Origin of the sequence: Vreelandella neptunia, from assembly GCF_022489065.1 — a bacterium.
GTDB lineage: Bacteria > Pseudomonadota > Gammaproteobacteria > Pseudomonadales > Halomonadaceae > Vreelandella > Vreelandella neptunia_A.
This window is the reverse complement of the sequence record NZ_JAKVTW010000005.1, coordinates 119,627-140,376: the sequence shown is the minus strand read 5'-3', so window position 1 is coordinate 140,376 and position 20,750 is coordinate 119,627. Positions and strand designations below refer to the sequence as shown.

Annotated in this window: 17 protein-coding genes; 9 read left to right on the top strand and 8 right to left on the bottom strand. The window is 56.8% G+C overall.

Features of this window, described 5'->3' with window-relative positions; genetic code table 11:
• Positions 1-12: 12 nt before the first annotated feature.
• The 3 genes from MLE19_RS09665 to MLE19_RS09655 form a co-directional block, all read right to left on the bottom strand.
• The gene (locus tag MLE19_RS09665) at positions 13-1,308 is read right to left on the bottom strand and encodes a TRAP transporter large permease (RefSeq protein WP_008959408.1); all 1,296 of its coding nucleotides are present in this window, start codon (positions 1,306-1,308) and stop codon (positions 13-15) included.
• Positions 1,305-1,847, bottom strand: coding sequence for a TRAP transporter small permease (locus MLE19_RS09660; RefSeq protein ID WP_240717971.1), 543 nt, complete (start codon positions 1,845-1,847; stop codon positions 1,305-1,307). The genes MLE19_RS09665 and MLE19_RS09660 overlap by 4 nt, the downstream gene beginning before the upstream one ends.
• Before the next feature lie 92 nt (positions 1,848-1,939).
• Positions 1,940-2,920 carry a TRAP transporter substrate-binding protein gene (locus MLE19_RS09655; protein ID WP_240717970.1) on the bottom strand — a complete coding sequence of 327 codons (981 nt, stop codon included), beginning with the start codon at positions 2,918-2,920 and terminating at the stop codon, positions 1,940-1,942.
• Between the two features lie 258 nt (positions 2,921-3,178).
• On the opposite strand from MLE19_RS09655, the gene MLE19_RS09650 reads away from it, so the two are divergent.
• Positions 3,179-3,946 carry an SDR family NAD(P)-dependent oxidoreductase gene (locus tag MLE19_RS09650; protein WP_240717969.1) on the top strand — a complete coding sequence of 256 codons (768 nt, stop codon included), beginning with the start codon at positions 3,179-3,181 and terminating at the stop codon, positions 3,944-3,946.
• On the opposite strand, the gene MLE19_RS09645 is transcribed toward MLE19_RS09650, so the two are convergent.
• Positions 3,927-4,841: a LysR family transcriptional regulator gene (locus MLE19_RS09645; RefSeq protein ID WP_240717968.1), complete on the bottom strand. Its 915-nt coding sequence runs from the start codon at positions 4,839-4,841 to the stop codon at positions 3,927-3,929. The genes MLE19_RS09650 and MLE19_RS09645 overlap by 20 nt on opposite strands.
• Before the next feature lie 149 nt (positions 4,842-4,990).
• On the opposite strand from MLE19_RS09645, the gene MLE19_RS09640 reads away from it, so the two are divergent.
• Together MLE19_RS09640 and MLE19_RS09635 are read left to right on the top strand one after the other, a co-directional pair.
• Positions 4,991-6,196: a CaiB/BaiF CoA transferase family protein gene (locus tag MLE19_RS09640; protein ID WP_240717967.1), complete on the top strand. Its 1,206-nt coding sequence runs from the start codon at positions 4,991-4,993 to the stop codon at positions 6,194-6,196.
• Positions 6,197-6,207: 11 nt separating this feature from the next.
• The gene (locus MLE19_RS09635; protein ID WP_240717966.1) at positions 6,208-7,143 is read left to right on the top strand and encodes a hydroxymethylglutaryl-CoA lyase; all 936 of its coding nucleotides are present in this window, start codon (positions 6,208-6,210) and stop codon (positions 7,141-7,143) included.
• Between the two features lie 13 nt (positions 7,144-7,156).
• Here the strand turns inward: MLE19_RS09635 and MLE19_RS09630 are convergent, their stop codons facing one another.
• The 4 genes from MLE19_RS09630 to speB form a co-directional block, all read right to left on the bottom strand.
• On the bottom strand, positions 7,157-8,617 hold the full coding sequence (locus MLE19_RS09630; RefSeq protein ID WP_240717965.1) for an aldehyde dehydrogenase family protein: 1,461 nt from the start codon (positions 8,615-8,617) through the stop codon (positions 7,157-7,159).
• A gap of 9 nt (positions 8,618-8,626) precedes the next feature.
• Positions 8,627-10,255: a 5-guanidino-2-oxopentanoate decarboxylase gene (locus MLE19_RS09625; RefSeq protein WP_240717964.1), complete on the bottom strand. Its 1,629-nt coding sequence runs from the start codon at positions 10,253-10,255 to the stop codon at positions 8,627-8,629.
• A gap of 10 nt (positions 10,256-10,265) precedes the next feature.
• Positions 10,266-11,648 (bottom strand): YjiH family protein, encoded by a 1,383-nt coding sequence (locus MLE19_RS09620; protein WP_240717963.1) that lies wholly within the window; start codon positions 11,646-11,648, stop codon positions 10,266-10,268.
• 152 nt (positions 11,649-11,800) lie between these two features.
• Complete coding sequence (gene speB, locus MLE19_RS09615; RefSeq protein WP_240717962.1) at positions 11,801-12,751, bottom strand: agmatinase; 951 nt, start codon at positions 12,749-12,751, stop codon at positions 11,801-11,803.
• A 306-nt stretch (positions 12,752-13,057) separates the two neighbouring features.
• On the opposite strand from speB, the gene MLE19_RS09610 reads away from it, so the two are divergent.
• The 6 genes from MLE19_RS09610 (at position 13,058) to recQ (ending at position 20,708) form a co-directional block, all read left to right on the top strand.
• The gene (locus MLE19_RS09610; RefSeq protein ID WP_240717961.1) at positions 13,058-14,476 is read left to right on the top strand and encodes a sigma-54 interaction domain-containing protein; all 1,419 of its coding nucleotides are present in this window, start codon (positions 13,058-13,060) and stop codon (positions 14,474-14,476) included.
• 102 nt (positions 14,477-14,578) lie between these two features.
• A complete protein-coding gene (locus MLE19_RS09605; RefSeq protein WP_240717960.1) occupies positions 14,579-15,709 on the top strand; it encodes an ABC transporter ATP-binding protein in 1,131 nt (376 codons plus the stop codon).
• Positions 15,710-15,740: 31 nt separating this feature from the next.
• Positions 15,741-17,021: an ABC transporter substrate-binding protein gene (locus MLE19_RS09600; RefSeq protein WP_240717959.1), complete on the top strand. Its 1,281-nt coding sequence runs from the start codon at positions 15,741-15,743 to the stop codon at positions 17,019-17,021.
• Between the two features lie 80 nt (positions 17,022-17,101).
• Entirely contained in the window at positions 17,102-17,986 is an 885-nt protein-coding gene (locus MLE19_RS09595) for a carbohydrate ABC transporter permease (RefSeq protein WP_240717958.1), read from the top strand.
• Entirely contained in the window at positions 17,983-18,825 is an 843-nt protein-coding gene (locus tag MLE19_RS09590; protein ID WP_240717957.1) for a carbohydrate ABC transporter permease, read from the top strand. Before MLE19_RS09595 ends, MLE19_RS09590 begins: the two co-directional genes overlap by 4 nt.
• Before the next feature lie 65 nt (positions 18,826-18,890).
• Entirely contained in the window at positions 18,891-20,708 is a 1,818-nt protein-coding gene (gene recQ, locus MLE19_RS09585; RefSeq protein WP_240717956.1) for a DNA helicase RecQ, read from the top strand.
• Positions 20,709-20,750: the final 42 nt, after the last annotated feature.

Below are 20,750 nucleotides of genomic sequence, written 5' to 3'. Positions count from 1 at the left end.
GCTCCTTCTGAATTAGTACCCCATGATATCTGGCAGCCAAGTGGCCAACCCTGGCACGGCAATCAACAGCAAAATGGTCGCTATGATCGGCAGCAGGAACGGTAGTATCGCGGTCACCACTTGGCCATAACGCAGCCGTGTAATGCCCACCATTAAAAACAGCACCGTGCCAAATGGCGGCGTAATGACGCCCACTGATAGCGTGATGACCATCACGATGCCGAAATGTACCGGATCCAGACCGGCGCTAAGTGCCGCTGGCACCACAATCGGCGTAAAAATCAGGATGCTTTCGATCACCGACATAAAGCAACCGATGAGCAGGAAGAACAGCGCAAAACAGAGCAACAACGCAAACATCGGCATATCGATGCTGGCGACCTGACCCGCTAACGCCTGAGGAATCCCCATGCGCACCAGTATCCAGCCATAAAAGCTGGAGACCGCAATAATCAGCAAGATAACTGCACTGAACATCAGCGTGCGACTGAAGGCGTTATAGAGATCCTTCCAATTCAAATCGCGGTAGATCAGTCCACCTAGAATGATCGCGTAGAGCGAGGCAATAGCGCCCGCCTCGGTGGGCGTGAAGAAACCGCCCCAAATACCACCGACGATAATCGCTGGCATCATCAAAGGCAAAATAGCGCGTTTACCGGTGCGGACAACTTCGCAGGCGTCAAAAGGCGTGGGTTTAGGCATCACCACCCTACCGCTGGCAGACAGCAGCACGGTCATTCCCATCAGCAGCAGTGCCATCAAGATACCTGGCAGTAGCCCCGCCATAAACAGCCCACCAATACTCACATTGGCCAGCCAGCCATAAACGACGAGCGCGATACTGGGCGGCAGAATTGGCCCGATTACGCTGGAGGCGGCAGTGATGCCGGTTGAGTAACCCAACTCGTAGCCACGCTCTTTCATCGCCTTGATTTCGATACTACCCAGCCCGGCGGCATCGGCCACCGCGGTGCCCGACATCGTGGCAAAGATAGAGCTGGCCACCACGTTGGCGTGTCCCAAACCACCCTTGGTAAAGCCCACCAGCGCGGTAGCGAAATCGAAAATGCGCGTGGTGGTGGAGCCAATATTCATAATATTGGCGGCCAGGATGAACAGCGGAATCGCCAGCAGGGTAAAGTTATTGAGGGTTTGCACCATGCGCAGCGGGAGTAACTCGACGGGTAGCCCGCCGGCACCGGTGGCGAATAACGCGATAAACGAGGTCACGCCAATGGCGACCACCACGGGCAAGCCAATGGCCATCAGAACTAACAAGCCACCGACGAAAATCAGTAGTTCAGTCATGGTTGTGAGACCTCCTCTTCATGGGACGATTCCAACCACACCACCGGGCCGCGCAACGTTTGCCAAAAGGCAATGAGTGCCATGCCCACAAAGCTGAAAAAGATGCCGTAATAGAGATAGCTGAAACTGATACTTAACGAGACGGTTTTATTGTTGGCGCTCATGTCCGACATGATCCAAGCCCCCCAGGCGGCCAGTGCAAAAAAGCCGCAGGAGATCAGCGCAGTGAGACGGTACTGGATATTCTTACCCAGCCCGGAAAGCTTGTGGCTGAACAAATCGACCACCAGATGCTCGCTGCGTACCCAGGCGGATAGCGACCCGAAGCCAATCGCGTAAATCGCCAGCATGGACGCCACTTCTTCGGTCCAGGGCATGCCCAGCCCCAGCAGATCGCGGGCAATAACCGCCGCCACGATCAGCAGCAGAATGGCGGCCATTAACGCCACGCCCACGCTATCGCACAGACGTGTAACGCCGCGCAGCGTATAGAAAGCAATTCGATCTGGCCCCTTACTGGGCGCTACCGCGTCTTCCACTGGAGAACTCCTTACCCTGACTGCTGAAAACTTATTTGTAATGAAGAAAAGCGACGGCCCGATGGGCCGCCGCAATTTCTGTCTAGCGCGCTTTACTCGCTGTCGTTACCCAGCGCATCTTCACGAACGCCCTCGGCCATGTCGGCCATGACACGATCGATAGCCGGTAACGCTGCTTCGCGGAAAGGCGCAACATCCGGCTCAATGACGGTCATGCCCTCATCCTGCAGCGCTTCCAGATAGAACTCATCGAGTTCGCGTTCTTGCTCGGACCCATACTGGCGGGCCACCTCAATGGCCTCTTCGATCAGCGCTTGATCTTCCTCTTCTAAGCCATCCCACCAGCGAGCACTGGCCACCCAGCTCCACGGAAACTGCACGTGACTGGTCATGATCAGGTAGTCCTGCACTTCCCATAAGCGCCGGGTATAGGGGGAGGAGAGCGAGTTCTCGTGGCCATCGACCTGGCCGGTCTGCATGGCGAGATAAATCTCTGGTGCGGGCACGTTCACTACCTGAGCACCGATCTCTTCCCACACCTCCAGCCATACCGGCAGCGAAGGTAGGCGCAGGCGGAAGCCATCTAGATCATCTGGGGTATGTATCTCTTTATTGGCGGTCATGTGGCGGGGCCCGCGGTGCTGCAGACCAAAATATTTTAACCCGCCCTGGTTTTCTGCTTTCTCGACCAGCGCTTGGCCGGAAGGGCTTTCCATATAGGCGTCGACTTCATCCCAGGTAGTGAACACGAAGGGAACCGTAATGGCGTCATATTCAGGCGCATACTGTTGACGCCAGTTACCACCGGTCAAGGAGAGCTGGGTTTGGCCCAGGTTAAGAAGTTCCAACACGGCATTCTCACCGCCCAGAGAACCCGCTAAAAAGGGACGCACTTCAAAGCGCCCTGGCGCCTGCTCTTCTAAATACTCAGCAAAGCGCTCCACCGCAGCGCTTTCCGAGCCGCCTTCACTCATGGTGTTGTTAACTTGAATTTCGATGGGGTTAGCTAAAACGAACGGGGCCGTTGTTAGCATGCCTAGGGTAGCCAGCGTGGCAAACAGTTGTTTCCGCATGGGATGCACTCTCTACGGTTGTCGTTATTGGATGTGTTGCTAGTTCGATCTTGAAACAAGCCGTCGAGGGGCTCAAATCGACGTTCAAGAAGGCTGGCTTCGTCAAATACGATGGCTAGAAACGTCGCTATAGCGCGCTGTTTTACGCCACCGGCCTTGCCTATACGACCAAAGATGAATATCTAACCGTAGCGCTTGGCTCTCTCAATAGGCGATTAAGCTGCTTTCCAATAACAATTCATCTTAGGAGCATTCACCATGCACGAAGCCGCCCCCGTCGCGTTTATTACCGGCGCCACCTCAGGCATCGGCCTTGCCTGCGCCCACCGTTTCGCTCAAGCAGGCTGGGCGCTGGTGTTAACGGGCCGACGTCAGGAGCGCTTAGAAGCCCTTCAAGCGACGCTGGAAAAGCATGTGCCGGTCTACACGGCTCAGCTAGATGTAAGCGACCCGCAATCAGTGGCCAGCGTAGTAGCAGCCCTGCCCGAGCGTTTTCAGCATGTGCATACGCTGATAAATAACGCCGGCCTGGCCCTGGGTAAAGGTCCAGCGCAGAGCGCAGAGCTAGAAGATTGGTACCGCATGATCGATACCAATATTAAAGGGCTTGTCACCGTGACACGGCATTTACTCTCCAAGCTAATTGCCGCTGGGCCTGGGTCAACCGTGATCAACCTGGGCTCTATCGCGGCCCATACGCCCTACCCAGGTGGTCATGTTTACGGCGCTACCAAAGCGTTTGTAGAGCAGTTTAGCTACAACCTACGCTGCGATGTTGGCCCTCAAGGGGTACGGGTAACCGATTTAGCCCCTGGGATGACGGCGAGTGAATTTACCCTGGTTCGCATGAAAGGCGACAGCAGCGTTGCCGACAGTTATTACGAAGGGGCCCAACCACTACAGCCCGAAGATATTGCCGAGCAAGCGCTGCATGTCGCCTCGCTACCGCCCCACGTCAATATCACCCGTTTGGAAGTCATGCCGCTCTGCCAGCAGTGGTCGGCGCCTACGATACTGCGGGACTAACCTGGGGCTGGCCTTCGGTAAGGTGGTCAACCAAGTGCCGAGCGGTGACGTGTAGTGAAGCATAGCGGCGCATACCAATCACAAGCTCGCGCTGAGCCCAGGGGTCGCTAAGCGGGATGCTTTTGAGCTGCAAATCACCCAGATCACGATAGATGGTCTGCTCGGGGAGTACGCCAACGCCCATACCGTGGTGAATCATCCGGCAAATAGCGTCAAAGCTACGTACCTGAATGCGCATACGCAGCGCTTTGCCTGCTAGGTTAGCTTGTTCATTCAACAGCGATTGCAACGAGGCGTCCTGCTGTAAGCCAATAAAATCGAAGGCCAGCGCTTCGTTAAAAGCGATGCTTTCACGCTCAGCTAGGGGGTGATCAATGGGCGTCATTAACACGAGTCGGTCATGGCGATAAGAGAGCTGCTGAAGATCCGGCGCCGCCACATGCCCGGCAAAAATGCCGATATCGGTTAATCCATCGCGTACGGCGGCAATGATTTCACTGCTAACGCGCTCTTGAAGGTCAATTTTGATTTCAGGGTAGAGACGAGAGAAAGCACTGAGATCCTGGGGAAGAAAAGCAATGATCGCCGATGTATTGGAGTGAATACGCACATGACCGCGCACGCCTTCGCCGTATTCGCTGAGTTCGGCATGCAGCCGCTCGATGTTATCCATAATACGCCGGGCATGGTGCAAAAAGGCCTGCCCGGCAGGCGTTAACTCTACGCCACGGGGGCGACGGTAAAGCAGCGTGGTGCCTACCAGTGCTTCCAGGTCGCTAATACGCTTGCTCACTGCGGCGAGTGCCAGGTGTTCGCGCTCGGCGGCAGCCGTCAGGCGGCCTTCATCCGCTACGGAGATAAACAGTTTGAGGGTGACAAAATCGAAGCGGCGCATGAAAAAACTCCTAAGAGACAGCTTGATGATGCTAGCACCAACCTTCGTAGGTCACGAACCCTTTGTTACCGATTGCCTAATTGTCGGCCTTGAACAGCTCACGCATGCTGACAATAAATGATGATAACGACAAATAGAGGAAAGCCTTAATGAATGCTCCCGAAGCCCGCCAGCTTCCGCTCCAAGGCTTGAAAGTGCTTGAGCTTGGCCAACTGATTGCGGGGCCTTTCGCCACCAAACTGCTGGGGGAATTTGGTGCTGATGTGATTAAAATCGAACCGCCAGGCACCGGCGACCCACTTCGCAAATGGCGAATGATAGAGGATGGCACCTCGCTCTGGTGGCACGTCCAGACTCGCAACAAGCGCTCGGTGGCGCTGGACTTGCGCAGTGAAGAGGGCCAAAAGCTGGTGCGCCAACTGGCCGCCGAAGCGGATGTGGTGGTGGAGAACTTCCGCCCCGGCACGCTAGACAACTGGGGCTTGGGCTGGGAAGCACTCTCTAAACTCAACCCTAGGCTAATCATGGTGCATATTTCCGGCTATGGGCAAACCGGGCCTTACCGCGATAAGCCCGGCTTTGGGGTGATTGGCGAAGCCATGGGTGGGCTGCGTTACCTCACCGGCCAGCCGGGAGAACCTTCGGTGCGCGTTGGCGTGAGTATCGGTGATTCGCTTTCCGCGCTCTACGCCGTGATCGGCACCTTGTTGGCGCTTCAGGAGCGTAACCGCAGCGGTCTGGGCCAAGAGATCGACGTCGCGCTGTATGAGTCGGTGTTTGCGATGATGGAGAGCCTACTGCCTGAGTTCGATGCCAGCGGCCAGGTTCGCGAACCGAGCGGCAGCGCCCTACCCGGCATTACCCCATCAAATGCCTACCGCTGCCAAGGCGGCGATTACGTGCTGATTGCCGGTAATGGCGACAGCATCTTCAAGCGCCTGATGGGCGTGATTGGCCGTGACGACCTCGCCAACGACCCGGCCCTGGCCCATAACGATGGGCGCAGCCAGCAAGCCGAGATGATTGATGCCGCGATTCAAACGTGGACGGAAGAGCGCCCACGGGATGCCATTTTACAGGCACTGGATGACGCCCGCGTGCCCGCAGGCTACCCCTATACCGCAGAAGATATCGCCTTTGACCCCCACTATTTGGCGCGGGAGATGATTCAAACCTTTACACGGCCTAATGGCAAACCGCTAAAAGTACCCGGCGTATTGCCAAAGCTTAGCGCTACGCCAGGGCGAATCGGCGAGGGCGGCCCCACCCTTGGCCAGCATACCGACGACGTGCTGGATGAGCTGGGTATTGATCACGAAACCCGCGTCAAGCTGCGCCAAGCGGGCATTATTTAGGGAGTGTTTTTATGAAGTTGGTAACACCTTGCGCCACCAAAATCGAGATCAACGAAGTTGCCCCTCGGGACGGCCTGCAGATTGAAGCGCGGTTTGTGCCGACGGAAGAGAAAATCCGCTGGATCGATGCGCTCTCCACCACCGGCCTGCGCCGCATCGAAGCAACCTCGTTCACCTCCCCCAAAGCGATCCCCAACCTGCGTGATGCCGCCGACGTAGTCACCGGCATTCAGGGCCGAGAAGGCGTCGATATCACCGTACTGGTGCCCAACGTAAAAGGCACCGAGCGGGCGCTCGACTGCCAGGTGGATGAGATCAACCTGGTAATGTCCGCGAGCAATAGCCATAGCTTGGCCAACCTGCGTATGACACCGGAGCAGTCGCTAGAGCAGTTCGCGGCGATTTTGGAGGTCAGTAAAGACAGCGGCGTATTCATCAATGCCTCCCTCTCGACGTCCTTTGGCTGCCCCTTTGAAGGCGAGGTGCCCGAGGCGCGGGTGCTGGAACTGGTTGAGAAACTTATCGACCTTGGCATTCAGGGCGTCACGCTCTGCGATACCACCGGTATGGCCAACCCGGCTCAGGTGAAGAGCCTGTGCGAAGCAGCACTCGAGCGCTGGCCGGAAACGTCATTCACACTCCATTTCCACAACACTCGCGGCATGGGGCTGGCCAACGCACTGGCGGCGTGGCAAGCAGGGATCACTCGCTTCGACGCCTCATTAGGTGGGCTGGGCGGCTGCCCCTTCGCCCCAGGGGCAACGGGTAACGTTTGCACCGAGGATCTGGTGCATATGTTTGAGGCCATGGGCGTCGATACTGGCGTCGATCTGGATGCACTGCTGGAGGTCGCCGCCACCCTCCCCGACCTCATCGGCCACGATGTGCCGGGGCAGGTGGTCAAAGCCGGGAAATCGACCCGGCGTTATGCGATGCCTGAGCGCTAGCCTTACGCAGGCGCTATTTCGGCCCTATCACATGCTTCACTTCTTGATAGGCGCTTAATCCCCAAGGGCCCAATTCACGGCCAATACCACTACGCTTGAAGCCGCCCCAGGCGGTTTCGGGTAGCACTAGCTGCTCGCTGTTGAACCAGATGCTGCCAGCTTTGAGCTGACGACCGATGCGCTTGGCTCGTTCTGGGTCACCGCTAATGACCGTAGCTGCCAAACCATAGGCGCTGTCGTTGGCAAGCTGAATGGCTTCGGCTTCGCTTGCCACACTGCGCCCACACAGCACCGGGCCAAAAATCTCTTCCTGCCATAGGCGGCTCTCGACCGGCACATCGCGGTAAAGCGTGGGAGCGAGGAAGTAACCCGTCGCTGGCAGGGTGCGATGTTGCGCATCACGCACTGCCGTTAGCCCTTCCTGTTCAGCTATATCCAGATAGCGCTGCACGGCGTCGCGCTGTTTAGCGCTGGTCAGCGGCCCTAAGTCGGTGCCTTCAGCAAGCGGGTCGCCTAGCGTAAGCGCATCCATACGCTCGGCGAGGGCGGCATAGAGCGCTTCCGCTACCTCTTCGTGTACCAATAAGCGCGAGGTGGCGGAGCATATTTGCCCGGCGTTGAAGTAAATGCCCGCCATCACCCAGTCAGCGGCTTGGGCAGGATCGGCGTCCTCCATCACCAGAATCGGTGATTTCCCGCCTAGCTCCAGCGATACGCTGGCAGTACGAGCGCTGGCTGCTTGCATAACTGTTTCGCCTACACGATTACTGCCCGTGAAGGAGATTTTATCCACGCCGGGGTGATTGGTGAGTGGCGCGCCGATGCCCTCACCGTCGCCATTGAGCAGGTTCAGCACACCTGCGGGCAGCGCAATCTCTAAAGCAATTTCTGCCAGCACTAGTTCAGGCAGCGGCGTCACTTCCGAAGGTTTGAGCACTGCGACACAACCCGCCGCCAAGGCGGGCGCCAACTTCCAGGCGCTGGTCACCAGCGGGAAATTCCACGGTGCGATCAGCCCCACGACGCCCACGGGGTCGTAATAAGTACGCGCTTCAACACCCTCCATTTCCACGCTGACCAGCTCGCCCTGGCGAGCATCCAGCGCTTTTGCCTGACCAGCATAGTAACGGTAGCAGGCAATCGCATCGTCTAGATCAATTCCTGCTTCCGCTCGTGGTTTACCGTTATTGGTCGCCGAAAGCGTGAGAATAGTATCCCGACGTGCTTCCAGCGCATCGGCAAATCCATCCAGGTATTTTGCACGTGCGGTACCGCCTAACGCCTGCCAAGCGGGCTGCGCCTGCTGGGCGGCTTTAACGGCGGCGTCTACATCTGCCGCATCCCCCGCCGTGACTTGAGCAATACGTTCCTCGCGGTAGGGGTTCATCACATCGAGTAGGCGAGCTCCCGAAGATGCGACCCACTGGTTGTTGATAAACTGTTTGTTAATTAACTGCTGGCTGAGTGACTGCATGGAAATATCCTAGTCAGAAAGTGCACACGCACGCTGCCAGGCAGCGGCGTCAATTTCGATCAGTAACGGCCCGTTCACTTCACGGTTGGCAAGCGCCTTGGCAAGCTCGGCGGGGCTTTCCACTAGCATGCCGGGGCAGCCGAAACCTTCAGCCAGGGTGAGGAAGTTGGGCGCTTGAATATCGACCCCTAAGCGCGCCACGCCATTCGCATCCATATAGCGGCGAATCTCTTCATAGCCCGCGTTGTGCCACAGCACGATTACCACCGGCAGGCGCTCTTCTACCGCCGTTGCCATTTCCGAGAGCGTAAACATCACCCCACCATCGCCAACGAGAGCCACCACGGGTAGATCAGGCTGTGCCAGCTGGGCACCCAATGCTGCCGGTAGCCCATAGCCCAAGGTGCCGTAACCCGTTGAAGCATTGAAATAGCGCCGGGGTGCTGGCTGGCTGACCAAGTGGTTACCGGCATATACCGGTGCGGTGGAGTCCCCTACCAAAATAGCCTCGGGCAGATATTCGGCCAGGGTTTTATAAAGTGGTACGAAGTCGGCAAAGGCAGGATCGTTTAGCAAATTGAGCAAGCTTAACGTTGCGGCAGTTAGTTCAACGCCCTTGCGCTGCAATGGGGCGGGAAAGTGACCAAGCAGCAGTTCAAGACTGCGCCCTGCATCGCCCACCAGCCCAAGCGTTGTGCGCTGGTTACGCACCAGCTGTTCAGGGTCGAGATCAATACGAATCAGTGTGCCATTAAGATGAAAGCCACCATCAAAAACGACGTCGTAATCGGTCTCCCCGAGCTCGGTGCCTACCGCCAGAATCACATCGGCATTGGCGGCTAGTTCTCGAACTGCGGGCAGTGCAGCATTGGCACCTAAATCCAGCGGGTGGTCGCGGCCTAGCAACCCTTTGGCATTAATCGTCGTTACCGTCGGGGCATCGAGCTTTTCAACTAATGCTCGCGCTGCTTCCGGCGCTGAAGCGCAGCCTCCGCCCAATAGCACCAGGGGCTGCTTCGCCGCTTGAAGCAAGCGTGCAGCCTCGACCAAGCCTTCTGGATCAGGCGCCGCGCGATAAAGCGTAGGCGCTTGCCAACTGGCCGGCACATCCACCGGGGCATTAAACAGATCGATAGGGATTTCAATATGCACCGGGCCTGGGCGCGCGCCGTTGAAAACGGCGAAGGCGCGGGCCAACACCTCGGGCAGTGTATTGGCATCCAACAGGGTGTGGCTAAACCGCGCCACGCCGCTGATCATCTGCTGCTGGCTGGGCATCTCGTGCAGCCGCCCTTGGCCTAAGCCCAGAGTATCGCGGCGGTTTACGCTGGAGATCACCAGCATGGGAATCGAGTCCGCCAGGGCTTGGCCCATGGCGGTGGCGATATTGGTCATCCCTGGCCCGGTAATAATCAGGCACACACCTGGCTGGCCGCTGGCCCGGGCATAGCCGTCGGCCATAAATCCCGCGCCCTGCTCATGGCGTGGCGTTACGTGCTGAACATCACTGTTTTCAAGCCCGCGGTAGAGCTCCACGGTGTGCACGCCGGGGATACCGAACAGCGCGCGTACGCCGTAGGTATCGCGTAGCAGGCGGATCAGCAACTCCGCACAAGTCATGGTCTGGTTATCCTTCATAAATAGCCCCTTAGAAGAAAAACGTATGGGCCATAAAGGCGATGATCGGCAGCGTAATCGCGGTACGCAGCAGGAACACCACGGCCAGCTCCCAGAACTTGATGGGAATCTTCGATTTGAGCAGCAGCGCACCGATCTCGGACATATAGACCAGCTGCGTCATGGAAAGACAGGCAATGACAAAGCGGGTCAGCTCGCTTTCGATATTGGTCGCCAGCACCGCAGGCAGGAACATATCGGCAAAGCCCACCAGCGTCGCAGGGGCTGCCGCTTGTGCTTCTGGGATACGAAGCAGCTCAAGCACCGGCACCATGGGATAAGAGAGCCAGGTAAACAGCGGGGTAAACTCGGCCAAAATCAGTGCGACGGTGCCAATGGCAAATACGAGTGGTAACAGCGTCAGGAAAATATCAATGACGTTGAGTAGTGCGATGCGGGCTAACTGGCGGGGCCCAGGTGCACTACCTGCGCGGCGGGTGGCCTGAAGCAGGCTGTAGCGAAATAGGCCGACATTTTCAGTACGCTCTTCACTCAACTGACAGCCCACAGGCTCATAATAGTCATTGGATTTGCGCGACAGCGGCGGAATCCGTGACACGATAACGGCAGCGATTAAACCTGACACCACTACGGTGAAATAGAACTGAACAAACAGATGGTTAATTTCGACAAAGTTCGTCACTAACAGGCTGAAAGCAATAGAAGCGACTGAAAAGTTAGTCGCAATCACCGATGCTTCGCGGCCGTTGTAGTAACCCTGCTCGTACTGTTGAGCGGTAATCAGCACGCCAACGGTACCTGACCCCATCCAAGAAGCGGTGGCATCGATTGCGCTCCGTCCCGGCAGATTAAAGATAAACCGAAACGGCTTCCGTACCATGGTGCCGATAAATTCCATAAAGCCGAACTCAACCAAAAACGGCAGCAGTAGCGCAGCAAAAAAGAAGAACGTCAGCAGTACCGGCGCCAAATCATTCAGCATCACTCCGCCGGTAAACGAAGCGGTGACGAACTCAGGGCCGAACTGAAAAAACGTCATAAGAACAAAAATCGCGCCCAATACGCGCATCGCTATCCAAATTGCGCCCACATCGAACATATCGTGAAAGGGGCCGCTTTGTGCCCAGGCGGGCTTCGCTAGCTTGACGTATAGCGTTACCACCACTGAGAGGCAGAGAATGACCACTGCAATGGCGGGAAGCGCTGAGCCCAATAGCGTTTGCAGGCCATCCGCCATCATACCCATGCCAATATTGATAGAGTCCCCGACCTGGAAGGGAACCAAAAACAGCAATACCCCTATGATGGAGGGAATCAGAAATTTCAGTAAGTGCGCGGGGGGAATCGGTGCCGAAGGGCTCGGCTGTTCCGTTTTAACGTTGCTATAAGACATAGGGTTCACCCATTGGAAGTGATTATTGGAGGTGGGTTGGCGGCGTCCTGGCAGAAAGATGTGCTTCCCGCCTAATATCTTTTTATGAGCGCCTTGTTAGGTCAGCGCTTTTTAAATCAAAACTGTCTTATCAAAACTGTTTTAAGAGCGGCTTAGTCGCCACGCTTAACGCCCGGGAGGACGCAGAGCATTTCATACAGCAGCGTGGCCCCCATCAGTGCGGTGTTGCCGCTGGGGTCGTAGGGCGGGGATACTTCCACCAGATCACAGCCGACAATATTCAGGCCCAAGGCGCCCCGGACAATTTCCAATCCCTGAGTAGACGTTAGCCCCCCCATTTCTACCGTGCCGGTACCGGGGGCAACAGAGGGATCCAAACCATCGATATCGAAACTGATGTACACCGGAATATCGCCCATCTGTTCGCGCACTTCCTGCATCAACGGCGCTAGCGAGCGGTACCAGCACTCCTCAGCGGGAACAACGCGGAAACCTTGATCGCGGCACCAGTCGAAATCCTCAGCGGCGTAACCAGTACCACGCAGGCCGATTTGTACGACCTTACCGTGGGCCAACAAGCCCTCTTCCTGAGCACGACGAAATGGCGTGCCGTGAGCAATCGGCTCGCCGAACATATGCTCGTTTACATCGGCATGGGCATCGATATGAATCAATCCCACCGGGCCATGCTTTTTGGCCATGGCGCGTAGAATTGGCAGGGTCAACGTGTGTTCGCCGCCCAGGGTCATCGGAATGCAGTCATGCTTTAGCACGTCGTCGTAGAAAGCGGTGATGATGTCGACGCTTTTTGGCAGGTGGAAGGTGTTGATGGGTACGTCGCCGATATCGGCTACCTGAAGGCTTTCAAACGGCGCGGCGCGGGTTGCCATATTGTAGGGGCGCAGCATGCGCGACTCATCGCGGATCTGACGCGGGCCTAATCGCGTGCCAGGGCGATTGGACGTGCCAATATCCATGGGTATGCCGATAAACGCCGCGTCTAAACCTTCGGCGGTGTCTTGGGTAGGCAGGCGCATCATGGTGGCGGGGCCGGCAAAACGCGGCATCGTATTACCACCCAACGGCTGATTGAAATCCGACATACACATCTCCTCGATCTTGTTTAACTTATTGAATCGCTATGCGAGCGTCTTTAAAGCCCTGCTTATCTGTTAAAAGCTATCTGTTAAGAACTGTCTGTTAAGAGTTTTCTGTTAAGAGCCTGTCTATTAATAAATAGTGCACAGAGCGTGCCAAGTCGTCGAAACTGCATAGAAAGGCACTTCTGCCATCAAAATGATGCAAAAATGAATTGATCTTCGCAGCTTTCGATTCAACAATGCATCATTGATGCAAAAGTGGTTCAACTATAGGGCCAGGCCAGTTGGAGACTGAATGAGTGAAGAGACATGAGTGAAATAGACAGGCGCGTGCTGCAAACCATTGTAGAAACCGCCAACGACCACTTCTTTATCGTCAGTGGCGATGGGCAAATAGTCGACATTAGCCCTGGTGCCGAAGCGGTTTACGGCGTATCCCGAGAAGAGCTGCTCTCTAGCAGCGTTCAGCAGCTGCAAGCCGCGGGAGTACTTAAGCCGTCGATCACCCTGGAAGTGATGCGCACCCGCAAGCCTGCGCAGCTCATGCAAGTAACGGGCACAGGCCGCCGGGTGATTGCCGAAGCCTACCCCGTCTTTGTTGAAGGCAAGCTTGAACGCATTATCAGCCGCTCCCGGGACTTGACCGATTTGCAGCTACTACAGGATGAGTATGCGCTGCTGCAAAAACGCTTCAACGAACATCTCAAGCGCAGTCAAGCAGCCCCCGATGCCGAGGAGCAGGCGCTGGATGACGCCCTGGATGATCTAAAGGTGCGCAGTAGCGTAATGCGTGAAATTGCGCTGCTGCTTAAGCGCGTTGCGCCCTCAGACGCCAACGTGCTGATGCTGGGTGAGTCGGGCGTAGGAAAGACAGCGTTTGCCAAACAGCTACACCGCTGGAGCCAGCGCTGCGACGGCCCCTTTATTGAAGTTAACTGTGCAGCGATTCCAGAAAACCTGTTTGAATCTGAGATGTTTGGCTATCAGCCCGGTGCGTTTAGCGGCGCTGCGCGCCAGGGCAAGGCGGGATTATTAGAGCAGGCCGAAGGCGGCACACTGTTTTTGGATGAGATTGGTGAGCTGCCGCTGTTGATGCAGACCAAACTGCTCAAAGTGATTCAGGATGGCAGCCTGACCCGCTTGGGCGATACACGTCCACGCCGTGTCGATTTCCGTTTGGTGGTGGCGACCAATCAGGATTTAGCCAAGCAGGTAGAAGCCGGGCTGTTTCGCTTAGATCTGTACTACCGGCTCAACGTAATCCCGGTGACATTACCGCCGCTGCGTGATCGCCGTGAAGATATCCCCGTGCTTGTCGAAGCCTGTCTGCGGCGGCTTAATCAGCGCTACGGTCGACAAAAAATTCTCGATACGCGGGTGTGGTCAACCTTGATGGGCAGCGACTGGCCGGGCAATGTTCGCGAGCTGGAAAACTGGCTAGAAAGAGCCTGGCTCTCAAGCCCCACCGATCAGATTGAAGTACCTGCCTTTCATTCAAGCGCAGCGCATAGCTACGCTGAAAGCTTGCCGGGTGACTCACATTCTTCTCCAGCAGCGCTAGAAGCCCATGAAACCCTTAAGCAGTATCTCGCTCGTCTTGAGTGCGAAACCCTCGCAGAAGTGAGTAAAACATTACCCAGCACCTATGCCATCGCCGAGCGGCTTGGCATCAGCCAATCCAGCGTGGTGCGAAGACTGCAGCGCTACGGGATTAAAATCGACAAGTAATTTTTCCACTTGACATAAGATTGCTATATAAGTGTCATGCAAGTGCAACACCTTCAACACAAGCTGAACCAATAACAACCAACAGCCGGTGATGTGTGTGCTATGTCAAATCAATCGCGTATCCGCTTGGAACGCGTCACCAAACGTTGGGACGCGACCACTGCTGTCGATGACATCTCCTTCGACGTAACCCCTGGCCAGTTTGTCATTCTGCTGGGGCCGTCGGGCTGCGGAAAATCCACCACGCTGCGCATGATCGCAGGCTTGGAAGAGGCCAGCGATGGTCGCATCTTTATCGGTGAGCGCGACGTCACGCACCTGCCGCCGGGTGATCGCGGGCTAAGCATGGTGTTTCAGTCTTATGCGCTGTTTCCGCACCTAAGCGTTGCCGACAATATCGTGTTTGGCCTGCGCAGCCGCAAGGTGCCCAAGGCAGAACAGCGCGAGCGGCTGGCAAAAGTTGCTGAACTGGTCGATCTCACCGATTACCTGCACCGCAAGCCTGCCCAACTTTCCGGAGGCCAGCGCCAGCGGGTGGCGCTGGCGCGCTCGGTGATCTCCGAACACCCCATCTGCTTAATGGACGAGCCGCTTTCCAACCTGGATGCGCGGCTGCGCAGCGATATGCGCCGTGAAATTAAAGCGCTACAAAGCCGCTTGAACATGACCGTGATCTACGTCACCCACGATCAGGTTGAAGCCATGAGCATGGGGGATCGCGTCATTCTAATGCAGCACGGCAGCATCGTGCAGGACGGCACGCCCGACGAACTCTATAACCGCCCCGCCAGCGCTTTCGCCGCCAGTTTTATTGGTAGCCCAGCGATGAATTTGCTGCCGCTGGTGACAGGCGAGCAAGGCGCCGTGATTGAAGGCGAAACCAATGTTCCGGTGGCACCTCTTGAGGCCGCTGGTGGGCAGTTGGGTATCCGACCTGAAGATATTGAGCTGCACCCGGCCTCGATTTACGGCGTGCCCGCGATGGTAGTGAGCGATGAGTACTTGGGGGCGGATACGATAGCCCATGTCTCTGTAGGTGGTCATACCGTCAGGGTTCGTATGAGTGGTAAGCATGCGCTTGCCGGCCAGCCCTGCAGCCTTAGCTGGGCACGCGAAAACGCCCATCTCTTTGATGCTAGTGGCTTACGGCGTGACGACCTAACGCCCAACCCTTTACCCAGCGCCCCTCGCGCTGTTCCTCGTCCACCGGCGGTGGGCTCTTTCCAACATTGATAGCCATTATTGGCAACTGTGGAGCCTTACTATGCGCTTACGCATTCCCTTCGCTATGACCACCTTAGCAGCAAGCTTATTAAGCGCTGCTCAGGTAAACGCAGATACCATTGATCTCACTATGTACTACCCCGTATCAGTGGGCGGTGCGCTAACCGATGTGATCGATGATCTGGTTGATGAATTTGAGAGCGAATACCCTGATATCAACGTGGAAGCGATCTACGCCGGTAACTACGACGACACCCGCGTGCGCGCCATGTCGGCGATGGAAGCGGGTGATACGCCCCAACTCTCGGTCATGTTCTCCATCGATCTATACGAGCTGATTGAGCAGAACGCCATCGTGGCTTTCGATGACCTGGTGGAAAGCGACGAAGAGCGCGAATGGCTCGATGGTTTCTACCCTGGCCTGATGGAAAACGGACAATTGGATGGCAAAACCTACGGCATCCCCTTCCAGCGCTCCACCATCGTGCTGTTCTGGAACAAAGATGCCTTTGAAGCGGCAGGCCTAGACCCGGAAACGCCGCCGGAGAACTGGGAAGAGATGGCCGAAATGGCCGCTACCGTGCGCGAGGCCTCCGACGGTGAGCAGTGGGGCGTGATGGTACCCTCCACCGGTTACCCCTACTGGATGTTCCAGGCTTTCGCGTTTCAGAACGGCCACCGCCTAATGAGCGAAGATGGCACTGAGGTCTATTTCAATGACCCAGCGGCGATTGAAGCGCTTGAATACTGGGTGTCGCTGGCCACCGAGCACGATGCCATGCCCGATGGCACCATTGAGTGGGGCACGCTGCGCCAGAACTTTATCGAACAATCCACCGCCATGATGTGGCACACCACCGGCAACCTGACCGCCGTTCGCAGCGAAGCCGATTTTGATTTCGGCGTTGCGATGCTGCCGATGAAAACCCAGCGCGGCAGCCCTACCGGTGGCGGCAACTTCTACATTTTTGAAGATGCCAGCGAAGAAGAGCAGCGCGCGGCGATGACCTTTATCCGCTGGATGACCGACCCCGAACGCGCCGCCGCCTGGTCGATTGAAACCGGCTATATGGGCGTTAGCCCCGCCGCTTATGAAACCGATGCGCTGCAAAGCTACGTTGAAGAGTTCGCGCCCGCAGCAGTGGCCCGCGACCAGCTTGAACACGGCACCGCCGAGCTTTCCACCTATCAGGGTGGCCGGGTGCGCCGGGCGCTGGATAACGCTGTACAAGCCGCGCTGACGGGGCAAATGACACCAGAAGAAGCGCTAAATCAAGCGCAGCAAGAAGCCGAAGGTGTGTTGCGCCGCTACGCTCGCTAAGGCATAGAGCGCTTGAGGCAGATGACGTTTGCATATTCGCCGGGGCTTGCCCCGGCTTTTCCAACTTGCGGTAGTTAATTATGCCCTTCACCGCCCACCGAAAAATGCAGCTCTATGGCGCGCTTCTGCTGCTGCCCGCTGCCATACTGCTGGCCACCTTCGCTTACCTGCCAACCATTGCCACAGTGATTAACAGCCTGTTTTTGCCCGGCTTTCGCGGCGCCCCGACTGAATTTGTAGGGATGGAAAACTATCAGGTGCTGTTCGATGACCCAACGTTTTGGAAGGTAGCTCGTAATAACTTAATCTACGCAGTCGGTACGATTCCCACCTCAATCGCGCTGGCATTGTGCATGGCGCTATTTGTTAATGGCAAACTGCGCGGGCGAGGCTTTGTACGCATGGCCTACTTTACGCCCACCATTCTGCCGATGATCGCCGCGGCCAATATCTGGATGTTTTTCTACGCCCCACAGATTGGTCTATTTAATAAGCTGCTCGGCGCATTAGGGTTTTCCGGCGTTAACTGGCTTGGTGACCCCAACGTCGCGCTGGGGTCAGTGATCGTCATGTCAGTTTGGAAAGAAGCTGGCTTTTTTATGATTTTCTACCTTGCCGCGCTGCAGGGTATCCCTCCCGAACTTAAAGAGGCTTCCGACCTTGAAGGCACCAGCCGCTGGAGTTTTTTTTGGCGCGTGACTTTCCCGCTGCTGATGCCTACTACGCTGTTTGTGCTGATTAATTCGCTGATAAATTCAGTGCGGGTCGTGGACCATCTGTTTATTTTAACCAAGGGCGGGCCCAACAACGCGACGAACCTGCTGCTCTATTACGTTTACGAGAACGCGTTTTCGTTTTTTGACCGCACCACGGCAGCCACCATTACGGTCGTTATTCTGCTAGTACTTGCGGTCGTCGCCACGCTGAAGTTCACGATTTTAGACCGCAGGACGCACTACCAATGAACACAACGACGACTTATACGCCCCGTGCTCGTTACGTCTCCGTTCCGTCGCTTGAAACCGTGGCCGCATGGCTGCTGGCAATTATTTGGGTTTTTCCGCTGCTGTATGCCTTTTGGGCCGCCTTTCACCCCAGCGAATTTATGGTGAACTTTGAACTCTTCGCACCGCTGACGCTGGAGAACTTCACTAACGCCTGGTCTCAGGCCCCCTTTGCCCGCTACTACCTGAACACCTTTGCACTGGTAACAGGCGTTGTGATCGGCCAGTTTATCGTCTGCACCCTGGCGGCGTTTGCCTTTGCACGCTTCCCGATTCCTGGCAAGAACGTGCTGTTTATGCTGGTGCTGATTCAGCTCTTTGTGTTTCCCGAAGTCCTGATTGTGGAGAACTACCGCATTGCAAGCGAGCTGGGATTGATCAACACCATCACCGGGATTGGCCTGCCCTACGTGGCCAGCGCCCTGGGTATTTTCCTGCTCCGTCAAACGTTTAAAACCATCCCCCGTGAGCTTGAAGATGCCGCCCGCATCGAAGGCTGCAACTGGCTGGAAATTTTGTGGAAGGTCTACGTACCGCTAGCCAAGCCAACCTATTTGGCTTATGGCCTGGTCTCAATCAGTCACCACTGGAACAACTTCATCTGGCCATTAGTGGTCACCAACTCGGTAGAGAGCCGCCCGTTAACCGTAGGGCTCGGGATCTTTTCCGCGCCTGAAACCGGGGTTAACTGGGCCACCGTGAGTGCCGCGACGCTGTTAAGTATCGCGCCGCTACTCATCGCCTTTTTGCTCTTCCAGCGCCAGTTCGTGCAGTCGTTTTTAAGAGCGGGTATTCGCTAGGCAGACGCCCCTAAAGTCTTTCGTGCGATAATTCCCTCTCAAAGCACGAGACAAGGAGAGCAGTGATGCACGGCGACCCCCACCCGGCACTCCTCAAGGTGTTGCAGGAGGTATTTGGCTACGACAGCTTTCGCGGCCCACAGCAGGCGATCATTGAGCATGTGATGGCCGGGGGCGATGCGCTAGTGCTGATGCCCACTGGCGGTGGTAAGTCGCTGTGCTATCAAATCCCCGCGCTGTTGCGTGAAGGCACCGCGATTGTGGTCTCGCCACTGATCGCGCTGATGCAGGATCAGGTAGCGGCACTTCAGCAGAACGGGGTCAAGGCGGCCTACCTCAATTCCAGCCTCGATTATCACGAGGCAGTCGTGGTGGAGAACCGACTGCGCTCGGGCGATCTGGATCTTTTGTATGTTGCCCCCGAACGGCTCGCCACGCCGCGAATGCAGATGCTGCTGGAACAGACCCAGATTGCCCTGTTCGCCATCGATGAGGCCCACTGCGTCTCCCAGTGGGGCCACGATTTTCGTCCCGAGTATCGCCAGCTCTCCCACTTGCACCAGCGTTTTCCCCAGGTGCCGCGCATCGCGCTTACAGCCACTGCCGATGTGCCCACCCGGGGCGATATCATAGAGCATCTGCAGCTCCAGGAGGCGGCGCTTTACAACAGCGGCTTTGACAGGCCCAACATTCGCTACCATATCGCTGAAAATCAGGGCAACGCCAAAGAACAGCTGCTGCGCTTTATCCGCGAGCATCACGACGGCGAGGCGGGTATCGTCTACTGCCTCTCCCGGCGCAAGGTGGAGGAGACCGCCGCTTGGCTCGAGCGCCAGGGGCTAACCGCGCTGCCTTACCACGCAGGGCTTCCCCCCGAGCAGCGCCAGCACCACCAGACCCGCTTTCTGCGTGAAGATGGCGTGGTCATCGTTGCTACCATCGCGTTTGGCATGGGCATCGATAAGCCCGACGTGCGCTTTGTCGCTCACCTTAATCTGCCTAAAAGCATCGAAGCCTACTACCAGGAGACCGGCCGTGCCGGGCGAGACGGCCTCCCCGCTGATGCCTGGATGGCCTACGGGCTGCAGGATGTCATCACGCTGCGCCAAATGCAGCAGGACTCCAGCGCTGCCGACCATCAAAAGCGCATTGAACAGCAAAAGCTAGACGCCATGTTGGGGCTGTGCGAAATCATCAGCTGCCGCCGCCAGGCGCTGCTCCACTACTTTGGCGACCACCTGGATGCGCCCTGCAGTAACTGCGACAACTGCCTGACCCCACCCGACACCTGGGAGGCCACCGTGGCGGCGCAGAAGGCGCTGTCGTGCGTCTACCGCACCGAGCAGCGCTTCGGCGTGACCTATCTGGTGGATGTGTTGCTGGGCAAACATAACGAGCGTATCACCCGCTTTGGCCACGACCGCATAAGCACCTTCGGTATTGGTAAAGAGCTCGCGGCTAATGAGTGGAAAGCGCTGTTTCGTCAGCTGATCGCCAGCGGCTATTTAAGTGTCGATATGGAGGGCCACGGCGGCATTAAGCTCACAGCCAATGCCAAGCCGGTGCTGCGCGGTGAACACTCGCTTACCCTGCGTAAACCAACCAAGGCCAAGGCCACCCGGCGGGGTAGCAAAGCGGGCTCGGCCACGCTGCCCCATGGGGAGCTATGGGAAGCCCTGCGCCAACACCGTCGGGAACTGGCCGAGGCCCAGGGCGTGCCTGCCTATGTGATCTTCCATGACGCCACTTTAGCTGAAATGGTCGAGCAGCAACCCCAAACCCTGGATGCTTTAGGCGCAATCTCCGGCATCGGCGCGCGCAAACTGGCGGATTACGGCGAAGAATTCTTGGCCGTTATCCAAGAGCACCAGGACACCGAGTAAAACAGCTGAATCAGTGGGTGCAGTGGTTCTTACGAGCGGGAA

Coding starts and splice junctions, on each gene's coding strand:
- MLE19_RS09665 (WP_008959408.1), bottom strand. CDS start 1,308: ATGACTGAACTACTGATTTTCGTCGGTGGCTTGTTAGTTCTGATGGCC.
- MLE19_RS09655 (WP_240717970.1), bottom strand. CDS start 2,920: ATGCGGAAACAACTGTTTGCCACGCTGGCTACCCTAGGCATGCTAACA.
- MLE19_RS09650 (WP_240717969.1), top strand. CDS start 3,179: ATGCACGAAGCCGCCCCCGTCGCGTTTATTACCGGCGCCACCTCAGGC.
- MLE19_RS09645 (WP_240717968.1), bottom strand. CDS start 4,841: ATGCGCCGCTTCGATTTTGTCACCCTCAAACTGTTTATCTCCGTAGCG.
- MLE19_RS09640 (WP_240717967.1), top strand. CDS start 4,991: ATGAATGCTCCCGAAGCCCGCCAGCTTCCGCTCCAAGGCTTGAAAGTG.
- MLE19_RS09635 (WP_240717966.1), top strand. CDS start 6,208: ATGAAGTTGGTAACACCTTGCGCCACCAAAATCGAGATCAACGAAGTT.
- MLE19_RS09630 (WP_240717965.1), bottom strand. CDS start 8,617: ATGCAGTCACTCAGCCAGCAGTTAATTAACAAACAGTTTATCAACAAC.
- MLE19_RS09625 (WP_240717964.1), bottom strand. CDS start 10,255: ATGAAGGATAACCAGACCATGACTTGTGCGGAGTTGCTGATCCGCCTG.
- MLE19_RS09620 (WP_240717963.1), bottom strand. CDS start 11,648: ATGTCTTATAGCAACGTTAAAACGGAACAGCCGAGCCCTTCGGCACCG.
- speB (WP_240717962.1), bottom strand. CDS start 12,751: ATGTCGGATTTCAATCAGCCGTTGGGTGGTAATACGATGCCGCGTTTT.
- MLE19_RS09610 (WP_240717961.1), top strand. CDS start 13,058: ATGAGTGAAATAGACAGGCGCGTGCTGCAAACCATTGTAGAAACCGCC.
- MLE19_RS09605 (WP_240717960.1), top strand. CDS start 14,579: ATGTCAAATCAATCGCGTATCCGCTTGGAACGCGTCACCAAACGTTGG.
- MLE19_RS09600 (WP_240717959.1), top strand. CDS start 15,741: ATGCGCTTACGCATTCCCTTCGCTATGACCACCTTAGCAGCAAGCTTA.
- MLE19_RS09595 (WP_240717958.1), top strand. CDS start 17,102: ATGCCCTTCACCGCCCACCGAAAAATGCAGCTCTATGGCGCGCTTCTG.
- MLE19_RS09590 (WP_240717957.1), top strand. CDS start 17,983: ATGAACACAACGACGACTTATACGCCCCGTGCTCGTTACGTCTCCGTT.
- recQ (WP_240717956.1), top strand. CDS start 18,891: ATGCACGGCGACCCCCACCCGGCACTCCTCAAGGTGTTGCAGGAGGTA.